Below are 13,676 nucleotides of genomic sequence, written 5' to 3' on the forward strand. Positions count from 1 at the left end.
CATTAGTATAGATTTATTCCGAGTTGGTAATGGATTTTTAGTTAATAACAATTGTTGCAATTGAATGAGCAGGAAGAACAGATAGAGTACCTCTTCCTTCTAACCATATTTTAAATTCAAGTTGCTGATCAGTTTGATTCATAGCTACAACAGCAATGCTATTGTCTTTATTTACAAAAGCTGTTGCCAGAATATTGTCATCATTCGAAGAACAAATAATACGTTGTGCACCTGGACGGATGTATTTTGAGAAATGCCCCAGGTAATAATAGGAATTCATGTAAATGATTTCACCCGTTTTTGTATTACCGATAATTGGTGCGTAACAATAATTGGCAACATGATTAGGACCTCCTTTTTCATCGAGTAAAATATTCCAATCAACCCAGCCTGAAGCCGAATTATTAAGATCATGAATAATGGACTCCCCATATCTTTCTCCCCAAGTCCATTTCTTCAACATGTTGTAATCAAATGGGAATTCACATCCTTCAGTGAAAATGGTTTTCTTATCAGGGAATGCCTCGGATACAAGTTTCACGTTTTCAAAATGATCTCCGCTATACCAATGAAAACCGGTACCCCAAATATATTTTGAAGCCTCAGGATCATCTAAAGCAACTTGAGCGCGCTGATACATTAATCCTCGATTGTGATCCCAGATAATAATTTTCTTATCCCCCATCAAACTATTTTCGAGAGTTGGACCCAAATAGTTTTTCACAAAATCTCTCTCTTCCTCGGCAGTAAAAATACAGGATTCCCAGCGCTGAACAGCCAGTGGCTCATTTTGAACTGTAAGCCCCCAGAAATCAATCCCATGCTTTTTATAAGCATCAAAGAATTTAACGAAATAATCAGCCCAAGTCTGGAAATATTCCGGCTTTAAGCTTCCTCCTTCTAACATGTTATTGTTGGTTTTCATCCACGCAGGAGGACTCCAGGGAGAAGCGAAAAGTTTCATTTCATTCCCTGATTTAGCCAAAGCTTCTTTAATGAAAGGTATTTTATATTTGTTGTCGTGTTCTATGGAGAAATTCTCTAAAGTTGTGTCGCCGCTGACTTCTGCATAAGCATAGCTTTCACTTGAAAAATCACAACTATGAATATGAGTACGACACAAACTATAGCCAATTCCCTTTTCACGATCGAAGTAAGCCTCTAAAATTTCGCTTTGTTTGTTTTTGGGAAGCTTGTAAAAAGTTTCTGCTGCAGCATCAGTAAGTGCACCGCCAAAGCCTTCAATAATTTGAAAACGCTTTTTTGCATCGATTATAAGAGTGGAAAAATGTTCTCCCGGCTGATTAAAATCACCAACCAACAGGTCATCAGATTTTGAGAATCTTAAATCCCCATCTTTTGCGGTAGTATATTGAATTGCTTTTTCAAGAGTAATCTTATTATTGCTTCGACTATTCGTCTGCAAATTTTCAACTCCCTCCTGTTGATTCCTTTGTCCAGCAATTAGATTGCATGCATTAAGAGTGCCTATGCTAATAATTGCGAATAAAAAATATTTCAATATTGTGCTTGTCATCTATCTATTTGTTTGATTTTCAAAACAAATATATATATGCACAATATGGCAACCTGAGTTTGATGCCTCTCAAATACTCCTCAAACGTTTACATACACTACTCAAAACCACTCTAATCAACGCAACACCCTCATAAACTGATTCTTGAGAAAACAAGAAATCACATTAATTTGATGCTAAACAGGGTGATAAACGTAGAGAAAAAACCTATAAATCCATTAAATATCTCTGTAATGACTCATTGGAATCGAGTTCTAATTTTTTTCGAAGGCGATAACGGTCGTTTTCGATCGCTCGTGTAGTTTTATGCATAAATTCCGCAATCTCTTTGGAGGAGAGGTTCATTCTTACGTACGAAGCAACCTTAACCTCCGACAAAGTTAAATCTGGATATTCATTACGTAACTTACTTATAAATTCATTGTACATTTTATCCAATCGAGGCTCAAGGTATTTCCACTCCTTATCATCGTTGATTTCATTATCAATCTCATCAATTACGATTTGCAAACCACTTTTTACTGCAGGCATTGCTTTGGCCGCAAGACCAAGCATACGATTTTTATAATTGATCAGAACCCTGTTTCGATTTACCGTGTAGAAGGTTAGTTTTTCCAATTCCGATTCGATATTTTCCTTTTCAAGTTCAGTGATTCTCTTTTCCTTTAACGCCTGTTCCTGTAGGAATTTTATCTTTAAAATACGCAATCGATAATTATAAGTGGCTACTATAACACCGACTATTAAACCAACAACCAAGAAGCCAAACCATGTAGTTTTCCAGAAAGGAGGAAGAACACGAATACTAAGCTCTGCAATATTATCTCCCCACTTTTTATCATTATTTGAAGCTTGAACTTTAAAGGTATAACTTCCATTCTTTAAATTTGAATAAGATACAAAGCGATGTTCAGAATTTAAATTATACCAATTTTCATCGAACCCTTCCAGTTTATATTTGTACTGACACTTTTTTGGATGTGTATAATTTAAGGCGGCAAATTCAATTGAGAAAACCTTATCGGAATAAGTTAACTCAATCTCTTTAGTATATGTGATATCATTATGCAATTTAACGTGCTGATTAATTGAATCACCTGGTAAAACTTCTTGATTTTGGATTTTTAGTTTCGTAAAATAAACTTTTGGAATCGTAAGATTTAAAGACAATTCAGAAGGATTGAATATGTCCAGTCCATTTTTTGATCCAGCTAAAAAAGCACCATCTTGTAATTTAATAAAAGCCTGAGCATTAAACTCATTCGATGATAATCCATCAGACTTATCAAAAGACATAAATTCGTTTGAATCCTTACTTAGAAAAGCAATTCCATCATAGCTCGTTACCCAAATTCCACCGTTCGCATCTTCCTGTATACCAAGAATAATCATAGATGGCAAACCATTGTCCAATGTGTATTGAATGCCCTCCTTGTCTTTTTTATTGTATTTAAACAGGCCATTTCCTTCTGTTCCAATCCAAACATTCCCCCACGTATCTTGAAATAAATCCTTAATTACCCCTTCAGTGGTAATATTTGAGTTTGTACTTATTCTCAATACATTATTAGCTTGCTTATCGTAAACAAATATCCCATTCCCTTCGGTACCGAACCATATATCGCCATCGGAATCTTCCATTATAGACATTACATTGGGATGATCAATTTTAATCAATTCATTAGAGTAAGGACCTATATTTTTAAATGTCTCTGTCTCAGCATTAAACAAATCAACGCCATTACCCAACAGTCCCAACCAATTTTTCCCCTGACTATCTACCAGCATGGTCCAAACATTTTCGGAGTGTAAACTCGAATTGTTTTGATAATTCTGATGAAAATTTGTAAACGAATTCGTTTTATAATTGTATATATTTAATCCCGTATTGTAAGTCCCTACCAGTATATTACCATTTACATCCTCGGCCAAACTAGTAATAACATTGCCAGATATACTTGATTCATCCAGGTTCTCAGAATAAAAATGAGTCAATTTATACTCTTTGTCGATTACGTGTAAACCAGATCCATCCGTCCCTATCCAAATATTTCCTCTACTATCCTGTAAAATGCTAAGTACAGATTTACCTTTAAAAAATGAATGAATACTATCAGGGAATAATTTACTTGTAATTTTTTTTGCGAGGGGATCATAATAAGCTACACCTTTATCGTAGGTTCCTACCCAAATCCTGTTGGCATTGTCCTTATATAAGGTATATACCTGATTGCTTGGCAAACTATTAAAATCTTCATCATCAAAATTCACATATTCAAAGGTTCCTTTTTGAGGATCCAATATGCTAATTCCTCCCCCATCTGTGGCAATCCAAATTTTGCCGTCCGAATTTAAAATCAAGTCTCCAGTAAGTACTTCAGAACTCAAGCCATTTTCTTTAAAATAGAATTTTGATTTTTTTGTCTTCCTATCGTATTTGCATAAACCGTGTTTGTCTGCAGATATCCATAAATTACCTTCTCTGTCCTCAAGAAGGCGTTTTCGATAATTCCATGCATTTTGCTCTAAATTATTGTATGGTATGGAGATAAATTGACCTGTAGCTCTATCAAAGTTTTGTATATCTTTTTCCCAAGTAGCAATAAATAATTGTCCATCCTTTGCTTCGAGAATATCACTAACAACAACAGAATTCAAGCTTAAAGGCTTACCATCAGACCGATATACCACAAATGAATCTGTGTTTTTATCAAACAAAGCAAGACCATCATTACTGCCAATACATACCGTTCCATCTTTTAGAACTTTGATTCGATGAATTTGATTTCCAACGCCATATTCGGAGCCATATTTTTTGAATTGATTGGTTTTGGGATCAAATTTATTAAGTCCGTTTTGATAAGTGCCTACCCAAACAAATCCATCTTTATCTTCTGCCATGGATAATATTCTATTACCGGAAATAGAATTGGAATCTTGTGTATTTCGATAAACTTTTACCTCATAACCGTCAAAACGACAAAGGCCATCACGAGTACCGAACCACATAAATCCTGTACTGCTTTGCAAAATACATTCGATATTATTATGAGGGAGGCCTTGTTCTTTTGTGATCTTATTGAAACTGTATTGTGCAAACGAAAATTTAAGACACAAAATAAACAGTACACTTAAAAAAAACTTTTTATTTTTTATGGTTTTCATCATCGGTAGAGGCTATGAACTCTCAAATATACAATAAATCATATACTTTAAAAGCAGATTAAATATCGATTACTTTCAGTACATATTATTATGGAAATTGACGATTTAATATAAATTCTATAATAAACAAACCATCTCTATTCAAAAAAAAAGATAGAATATACTTCGAGAAAATAGTAAAGAGCCTATTTGAATAACAATATTGAAATATAAAAGACCATCTCTTTCGAGATGATCTTTACCAAAATGAATGAAGGGAATACTTCTATTTCCTTCGCTAACCAAAACTAATTAAGTCGTTGTTTCTGCCAATCTGCGCTTGTCTAGATCAGATTTCATGATCACACAAGTTTCATGATCGATGGTATAGAAATACAATAGAATTGCACAGGACATGTATAGGATTCCCGGAATAACCGATATCATCAGTTTTATTCCTGTTATGGCTGTTTCTGTTTGTTCAACATTGGGTGTGAATTTGAATATGGCAAGCATCCATCCTGCCAAAGCTCCACCAATTCCCCAACCTGCCTTTTGAGCAAAGGTGGCCGCAGAAAATACCAATCCGGTTGATCGTCGTCCTGTTGTCCATTCGGAGTAATCAGCAGTATCGGCAAGCATGGTCCAAAGCAAAGGCACTGCCGGAGCATAAGTCATTTTAGCAAGGATATTAAGGATGTAAATCATGCTAATATTATTGGCTCCCGGAAGGTATAGGCAGATGAAGAAAAATCCGGAAAGTAATGAACTAGCCAAAAACACATTACGTTTTCCGAATTTTTTTGCCAATGGTTTTGAGAAAGGTATTGCCACAATCAATGCAACAGTTCCAATCACATTAAACAACTGAACATTTTCTTCCTTGCCTATATAGTATTTAAAGTAGTATGCAATGGATAAATTCTGCATTGCAAACATGATAAATGAGATAATTCCAACAAAAAACAAAATTACCCACGGACGATTTTTAAACAGATTCCTAAAATCCTCCTTTAAGTTCTCTTTTTGTTCTTTCGGAGGTTTCACTCTCTCTTTAGTTGTTTTAAAAGTAATCATGAACAGCGCAAAACTGATAATGGAAAATAGAATCAAAGTGTACTGATATCCTTTTGCATTATCGCCCTGACCAAAATACAAGGCAAGTGAAAGAGCTGTTCCTGACACGATAAACTGACCAATAAAAGCAAAAATAAATCGGTACGAATTTAAGCCTGCTCTTTCGTAAGAATCCGAAGTCATTACCGCTCCTAATGATGAATAAGGTAGATTTATAGCCGTAAATACTGTCATTAATAACATATAGGTAACGCCAGCATAAATCACTTTACCCGTTGGTCCGAGATCTGGAGTGGTGAAAGTCAAAACTGCTAGCACACTATAGGGTAAAGCCATCCATAAGATGTAAGGCCGGAATTTTCCCCAGCGAGTGTTTGTTCTGTCAGCAATAATTCCCATAATTGGATCACTTATCATGTCCCAAAAACGAGCGATAAGCATTATGGTTCCTGCTGCTGCCGCGGAGATTCCAAAGGTATCGGTATAGAAAATTAGAATCCAGAAGCCTACCATATCCCATACAAAATGAGAAGCGGTATCGCCTAAGCTGTAGCCTATTTTTTCTTTTATCGACAGTTTTGATTCTATTTCGTTCATTTCCAATATATTTTATTCGCGCTAGGCTAAATTTTATTTTCTTGTTATATTACTCAACCCCTCCCATGAAAGACATTAGCTTACATGCGGCCAAACTAGCTTGAAGCATGGAATCATGATAAAAGCACAATAATTATCAAAGGATAAATGTCACTGAAGTTGATGGATTATTTCCGACCAACTTCCTTAGCCCAATCACCCCTGTAAATTATTTTTTGGTCGTGAATTTTAAAGGTGAATTTGCCATATCTAACAGATATTCCAGCTGATGCATTTACAACCCAGCAATTATCAGGGATGTTAAAGAAATTTTCAGAAGTGATTATCTTTTTATCCAATTGATCAGAAATAGAAACTGATGCCTGTGATCCTATTGCCCATCCAAGGTGAGTATTATAGCTAATCTTCAAATCATCAAGTAATGTAAAATTTTCACTGGTCTCTATTTTGGTTTTGATGCTCGCTATTTTTCCTTCATTTAAATCTTTTTCAGGTGTCACTTCAATGGTTAATTCAGGCAATTCAAAAGCTGTTTTTGACGCCAAAATATTGATAGATTCGTTTTTAATAATTTTATTGTCACTATCGTAAAATTCGAAAGCAAGTTCCATATCTTCTATTCCAACTGGGTCAATTGTCAATTCATCAGCCATATATCCTTCGCTTGTTATATTTTTAGAATAGATGACTTTATCACGAAATTTTACAACAACTTTTTTTACATCCTTGTCATTATAAAGCTCTAAAGGAATTTTAGTATTGGTATGGATGGATTTATTTTTTGGACTAATAATCAGTCCTTTCATATAATCTCGCATTGCAAACCAAACTGGACGGGGCGTACCATATTTGTCGTTCAAATCGCTATAGCCCCAGAAACCGAACCATTCCTCTGGTTGATTTAAACTATGATCACTTTTTTCGCCACCTTTCCACCAACCATCAGCATAATAAAACGGACACATGCCAACAGCACCAGCATCAATAAGGTCTCGATAATTCGAGATAAGCCCATCGCTTTGTTGTTTTAGGGTATTCGAACCATACTGGCCATTGCCGCCTTCTGGCGAAACCGAATATCCAAATTCGGTAGTTATAAATGGTTTGTCCAATCCGTTTAATTCATTCAAGCCTTTAATATAATCTTTAAATCCCATTGTTGCTGTTTGACCCTCATTGTGATCATAACAATTGTAGGCATATACATCAAATATACTTTCATCCATATAGTCGCTAATCATAGCATTTGCCGAAAGAGTTACCGGAATTCCAGGGTGTCCCTTGTGGATTATATTTATCAGGGTATTCATCAGATCGACAAATGCCTTGCCTGTAACACTATGAATATGGTCTGTTTGAGGTTCATTGATAACCAGATAAGTAATGATACAATCATATTTTTTTGCATAATTCAAAACTCTTTTCAGCTCTATCTCGCTATCTTTCACAAATTCTGGATCGCCATAATCTTCCTCAGGTTTAATATCTATACCCATAATAAGTTTCAAACCCGATTCTTGAACAAGTTTCAATTGATTTTCAGAATATTGACTCCAGGTTCTAATGGTATTATAACCACCTTCTTTAATATTTTCCAGATCAAATTTCATTAATTCAAGTTCATCTTTCCGTTCATCCTCATAAGGGGCTTGTCCCGGACGCGCACCGATTTCATACCCGATTGCTTTAATAAAGTACTTTTCCCCGTCAAGGTGGTACCAATTGTCTTTTAATTCAATTTTCGTTTTTGATTGCGAATATCCAGAGATAACCGGAACAAGAAACAGGATGATTATTAATACTAAACTTCGTTTCATACACTTCTTTTTTGACAAATATTAATAAATTGAATGTGTTTTAATTTATAGTCAAGCTATTTCAGTGAAATACGGTTTTCATTTCTCTCTTTTATCGGTTTCAAACACCGCATAGGTTCTTGACCATTCAATCGTCTTTCCGGCTTCAACGTTCACATCATAAAACAATTCTGGGCTCACCACATGTTTCCATCCCCACAGATTGATTTTGTTTGTTTTAAAACTTCCTGTTTCGCTGATGCCAATTTTACTTTTTGTGTTTATCAATTCCCAGTGTGCGTCGACTATTTTATTACCGGTCAGATTACCGTAAAAGAATTGTTCTTCAGGTGTATTGTTGAATGTAACTTGTTTCTCTCCCACTACAACTTTCTCTTCTGGATTAAGTGCTGCATCGAAAGATTCCGGTTTAAGATCGAATGGAAATTTTAAAATGTAATCACTACCCATTAATTCTTTATTGATGGCTAAAAAGTTATGAGTGTACTCATTCGTTGTAATCGTTTTTACACCGGTATTTCTCAATTGATAGTGAATTACAAAACTACTTTCCAATAGTTCAATTTCTTTTCGCAATACATAGGAATAGCCATTCACAGTCTGTGATTCACATTCAACAATGAGTTTATTGGTATCGGTAGTCACATTAAAAATGGCTGGTTGAATCTCATAAGCTTTGCTAAAACCGTACGAATCTCCTTCTTTCTTTAGTGATCCTACTCCTATTTTAGGAAAGCATTCTCCATCTTTAATATCATCAAAGCCGATAGGCATTTCAATGCCAAATTCATTGTAAAAGCCTTTGCCATAGATATTGTCAACATCCCCTTCTATTTTTTCTTGAGTGCAAACAGGAATTCCTTTAAATTTTACTGAGGTAATTTTACCTGTCCAATCGAATCTCGAAAACTGATAATTTTCCAATGGCATATCAATGTGAATTTCCAGATTCTTATTTTTTAGGATGTGTGTCATGCTGTTATCTTTTTTATGCTGACCAATAGTTGCCAAGGGTAAGATTATCATTAAAAACAATACTGCTTTTTTCATTCTTATGGATGTTGGATTGGACTATTTGGAAACCGATAAACTTGAATATTTTTCTTTTACCACAGAGAAAGCTTTCTTCTTGTTTCTATCAATATCTACTATTCCCCAATACTCTTCATTTGGTGCTCCGTCGTAAGGAACACCACTGCTGTTTGGCGCCCATCCTCCCTTATCCTGTATATTATTGTTGCCTGCTTTCCACAACTCATCAACAAAAGCAAACAATGTTAGCCCTGAACAAATCGATTGATTCTGAAAAGTGACATCCAATATTTTTTGGGTAGCATCGGCCTGTGCCAACTCATTTACGCCTTTGCTGTAGCCACTTTTTGCGATAGTCATATAACTATCGGTGCCTGCTTCGGACAAATACATTGGCTTTGTGCTAACAGCTTTCCATTCAGTAAAAATCTTTTCCGGATTGTCCCATCGATAAACATTCATTCCCCAAACATCAATATTCAGACTCATTGCAAGAGCTAATGAATCCGGTAATTCGCCATGTGCTGTTGCTACCGGATGTAACTGATCATTTTTGTGAATTAGTTCAGCTGCATTGTTTAGCGCCACATACCAATTCCTTAGATCATTGCCAAACCATTCAGGATGGTAGTTATACTCGTTACCCAGCTCCCAAAAGAGGATTGCATCATGATTCTTGTACCTGTTTATATAATCGATAAATGTGCCGGAAAGAATATCATTTTGTCCGCCTTGATTGTAGCCAAAGCCAATAATCACTTTTAGTCCGGCCTCATGAATCTGATCCAGAACGGCAAGATCTGTAATTGGAGAATATACCCTAATGGTATTGATTCCCGCTTCTACCATCAAACTTAAATCTTCGGTCAAATTACTAAAGCTCCGTTTATCGCCCCCCTTTGGTACCGGGTGATAACAGATCCCTTTGATTGTATAAACCGAATCATTCACAAGAATATTTCTTTCCGAAACTGATACTTTATTATTAATTCCCTCTGACTTACATGCCGTTAAAATGAAGAGGATAAGAATGCTTATATGGATTTTCATTTCTGAGTATTATTTAAATATAAAACAAACTTTATCTACCTAATCTAATTTCGTCGAAAACAACGATTCTGCTCCTTTTAAATATTGTAGTTGCGACGTTAACAATTGACTTTCGTACCCGGGGCGATGCCTCGAATTATTATGCTTAATGCTTTCAGCCTTATCAATTACTACTTATACCATTTTAAATAATTGGTGAGCCATTGCGAACGAAATCATGTCAGTATAATGCCGATGGAATAAATAGGAAGCGATATTGAGCAAAGCGTACCGAACAAAGTGAGCTCATGAACACCTCTGTAATTATTCGTGAATAAAAATAGCCCACTAATTTATCCAATCGGTATTAATTATAATTGTTTGTATAGCTTGAGCATCAATTTTGAAAGTAGTTTCTTTTCCTTCCAATTCTAATTTCAATTGTTTGGCTTCTTTATTCATATTCAGAACCACCACTGCAATAGATCCATCAAGATTTTGTGCCGCTGTCATCATTAGGTCTTTATCAGAAATTTCGAATCCAATACGAACTGCACCTGGCCTGATGTACTTGCTAAAATGTGCCATAGTTTGGTACAAAGGCGTAAAGTAGACTTCATCAGTTTCAATATCAACGATTACCGGAGCAACGCACCAGTTCTGAAACCAATTAGGACCACCTTGTTTGTCTAATACCATATTCCAGTCTATCCACCCTTGTACATTATTGTTCATGCAACCAATGATATCTCTGGCGTAACGGTATACTGGCACGTATTTGGGATGAAGATGCTTTTGTTCTTCCGGTGCCCAATCCCAGCCCCAATCAGTTGCTTCTTTTGACCAATACCATGCATCATCCTGCCAATGAGGAATCTCTGAATCGACACATGCCTCCGTTTGAATCATTAATTTATTTGGCGCTTTCTTGTAGGTGTTTTGTAAAGTTTCAGGCATAAAATCGTAAGTACTGGCATACCAATGTATGGCCATGCCATCAAAATATTTCGCCGATTCCTCATCTTTGTACATGATATCAGCCCATTCTTCCAGCTCATCACGGTTTTGGTCGTAGCCTAAAATCTTAACATCAAGACCGTCATTTTCTAATTTAGGACCCAGATGCTTACTTACAAATTCAACCATTTCCTCAGGAGAATAATGCATACTCTCCCAGTTGCTGTTATTTCCCAGTGGCTCATTCTCTACTGTCAATCCCCAAATATCGATGCCTTCATTTTTGTAAGCAGATATGTATTTTGAGAAAAAAAGCGCCCAGGTATCGTAGTATTCAGGCAGCAATTTACCTCCACACCACTGCTTATTATCTTTCATCCAAGGCGGTGCCGTCCATGGCGACGAAAGAATTTTAAATCCATCTTCGGATATTGCCATTGCTTCTTTGATCATTGGAATGATATCATCCCGATCTTCTTCAATTGAGAAATTCTTCAAAGCCATATCTCCTTCAACAGGTGCGTAGGAATAGTTGCTCAAGGAAAAATCACAAGAATTAATATGTGTGCGTGTTAAGGAATATTTGGCACCTTCCGATCCAAAATAGGCTTCCAGAATTAATTCTCGATTTTTCTTACTCAAATTATTTAGCAAGTATGCCGATGCTTCGGTAAACGATCCACCAAATCCAGTAATGGTTTGATACTGATTATCCGGCAATAACTGAATAGTTACTGCATCATTCCCTGAAGTAAATTCAGTTATCTTTTTTAGCTTATTGCCATTAGCCGAAGTTTCGTAAACCTCAACGGACAAATCGTCTTGCTTTGCATTGCATCCCATTAAAACAAGTATGAATAAAAAGGATAAGTAGTATTTAAAATTTTTCATTTGCAGCTTTTATCGTGTTACTCTTTAATCAAATTCGGCATGATTTAAATTGTCATTCTCACATATGCCTTCACAACTATTCATCTAAGCTTATCTTATATTTTATCAGGTATAATTTCGCCTATAACATCATTATTACCAATCTCTTTACCTTCATGCTTCACCTTACCGCGTCGAGCAACCAAAGCTTCTCTGATTTCATGAGATCTCTTCTCTGTTATATCATATTTCCACACAAGTAGAATAGCCATTAATGCTGTAACAATTGGAATTATTATATCTGCAATTCGAAGATTAGTTAATGTTTCAACGCTTTGTTGATCGACTGATTCGTTAAAACCAACCATTTGCAAAACAATACCACTTGTAAGCAATGCCAAGGCTGTCCCCAACTTAACCATCCACCAGTAAACGGCTCCAAACATTCCCTCTCTTCGTTCCCCATTGTTCAGTTCATCTAAATCGCAAACATCAGCTGTCATCGACATCATAAGTGTAAACAATCCACCAATTCCGAATGATAAGAATGGAATAGGCATAAACATCAACCATGGATTGTCAGGATTGAATCCCCACCACTTAAGGGCATATCCAATAATGGAAATCACTGTTGCTATAACAAAGGCATTTTTCTTCCCTAATTTTTCTGATATTTTTGTCACAACGGGAATAACAAGAAAAGCGGTGGCCATAGCACTAATAGTACCAAACCATGCCGGCCAACCTCCTGCAGCAACTTTATCTCCTTGAAAAAGATAATAGACAATAATGAACATTGCAAACTGTGCGACAGTTTGAAATCCATTGAATATGAAAAATGTAGCCCCACAAAGCTTCATAAATGGTTTATTCTTGATCGTTAGTTTTATACCTCTCAAAAATTCTTTGGTATTAACAGCTAAATCTTTCATTGACAAATTGGCCTGCTTGCTATCTTCTGGCAATATCAATTCTTTATTGAATAAAGCCGGTAAAATACCTAGCACCATACAAATAGCTCCTACCCAAATTGACAAAACACGTGCTCCTTCGGGTGCTGATTCAAAAATGGTAGGGTCATATATAATCACCCAAAACCATGGAGCAATCATCCATGCGATCTGTCCCATCCACTGCGAAACAGCCATTAAACGAGTGCGCTCATTATAATCTGGAGTCATTTCGTAGCCCAAACCTATTAGGGGAGTAGCGAAAATGGTATATCCGATGTAGAAAAATATAGAAACGAATAAGAAATAGAAGAAATTATAAGTTTGTGAATCCTCTGGATTCAATTGCCACATCACCATAAAGGCAACACCGGTTATAACACTTCCAACCAAAATATATGGTTTTCGTCGTCCCCATTTTGATTTGGTATTATCCGAAATGAATCCCATTATAGGATCAGTTAAAGCATCAAGAAATCTGGGTAACGCACCCAAGATACCAGCTAGCACTGGATTCATTCCCAAAGACATTACAAGAACAACCATAAACACACCAAGCGCAGCTGGAAATAGCTGATTCGCCAAGTGTCCTGATCCAAATGCGAGTTTCTGTCCTAATGGGACAATGTCTTCCTGTGCTGTTTTATAGTGTGTCATGTTTTTATA

Annotated in this window: 8 protein-coding genes; all 8 read right to left on the reverse strand. The window is 36.0% G+C overall.

Annotated elements, in window-relative coordinates:
• Positions 1 to 37: 37 nt before the first annotated feature.
• A complete protein-coding gene (locus ALGA_RS21980) occupies positions 38 to 1,537 on the reverse strand; it encodes a glycoside hydrolase family 30 protein (protein ID WP_096433022.1) in 1,500 nt (499 codons plus the stop codon).
• Positions 1,538 to 1,744: 207 nt separating this feature from the next.
• Entirely contained in the window at positions 1,745 to 4,705 is a 2,961-nt protein-coding gene (locus ALGA_RS21985; RefSeq protein ID WP_096433024.1) for a two-component regulator propeller domain-containing protein, read from the reverse strand.
• A 288-nt stretch (positions 4,706 to 4,993) separates the two neighbouring features.
• Positions 4,994 to 6,355, reverse strand: a complete 1,362-nt coding sequence (locus ALGA_RS21990; protein ID WP_096433026.1) for an MFS transporter — start codon at positions 6,353 to 6,355, stop codon at positions 4,994 to 4,996.
• Positions 6,356 to 6,522: 167 nt separating this feature from the next.
• Positions 6,523 to 8,172, reverse strand: a complete 1,650-nt coding sequence (locus ALGA_RS21995; RefSeq protein WP_096433028.1) for a hypothetical protein — start codon at positions 8,170 to 8,172, stop codon at positions 6,523 to 6,525.
• A gap of 78 nt (positions 8,173 to 8,250) precedes the next feature.
• Positions 8,251 to 9,222 carry a hypothetical protein gene (locus ALGA_RS22000; RefSeq protein WP_197705649.1) on the reverse strand — a complete coding sequence of 324 codons (972 nt, stop codon included), beginning with the start codon at positions 9,220 to 9,222 and terminating at the stop codon, positions 8,251 to 8,253.
• Positions 9,223 to 9,243: 21 nt separating this feature from the next.
• Positions 9,244 to 10,254, reverse strand: coding sequence for a glycoside hydrolase family 2 TIM barrel-domain containing protein (locus ALGA_RS22005; protein ID WP_096433030.1), 1,011 nt, complete (start codon positions 10,252 to 10,254; stop codon positions 9,244 to 9,246).
• A 327-nt stretch (positions 10,255 to 10,581) separates the two neighbouring features.
• A complete protein-coding gene (locus ALGA_RS22010; RefSeq protein WP_096433032.1) occupies positions 10,582 to 12,081 on the reverse strand; it encodes a glycoside hydrolase family 30 protein in 1,500 nt (499 codons plus the stop codon).
• A gap of 95 nt (positions 12,082 to 12,176) precedes the next feature.
• Complete coding sequence (locus tag ALGA_RS22015) at positions 12,177 to 13,667, reverse strand: MFS transporter (protein WP_096433034.1); 1,491 nt, start codon at positions 13,665 to 13,667, stop codon at positions 12,177 to 12,179.
• Positions 13,668 to 13,676 lie beyond the last annotated feature (9 nt).

The organism is Labilibaculum antarcticum, assembly GCF_002356295.1.
Lineage (GTDB): Bacteria > Bacteroidota > Bacteroidia > Bacteroidales > Marinifilaceae > Labilibaculum > Labilibaculum antarcticum.

Bases quoted from the DNA above. Each gene is read 5' to 3' on its own strand.
- ALGA_RS22015 (WP_096433034.1), bottom strand. From the start codon at position 13,667: ATGACACACTATAAAACAGCACAGGAAGACATTGTCCCATTAGGACAG.
- ALGA_RS21995 (WP_096433028.1), bottom strand. From the start codon at position 8,172: ATGAAACGAAGTTTAGTATTAATAATCATCCTGTTTCTTGTTCCGGTT.
- ALGA_RS22005 (WP_096433030.1), bottom strand. From the start codon at position 10,254: ATGAAAATCCATATAAGCATTCTTATCCTCTTCATTTTAACGGCATGT.
- ALGA_RS22010 (WP_096433032.1), bottom strand. From the start codon at position 12,081: ATGAAAAATTTTAAATACTACTTATCCTTTTTATTCATACTTGTTTTA.
- ALGA_RS22000 (WP_197705649.1), bottom strand. From the start codon at position 9,222: ATGAAAAAAGCAGTATTGTTTTTAATGATAATCTTACCCTTGGCAACT.
- ALGA_RS21990 (WP_096433026.1), bottom strand. From the start codon at position 6,355: ATGAACGAAATAGAATCAAAACTGTCGATAAAAGAAAAAATAGGCTAC.
- ALGA_RS21980 (WP_096433022.1), bottom strand. From the start codon at position 1,537: ATGACAAGCACAATATTGAAATATTTTTTATTCGCAATTATTAGCATA.
- ALGA_RS21985 (WP_096433024.1), bottom strand. From the start codon at position 4,705: ATGATGAAAACCATAAAAAATAAAAAGTTTTTTTTAAGTGTACTGTTT.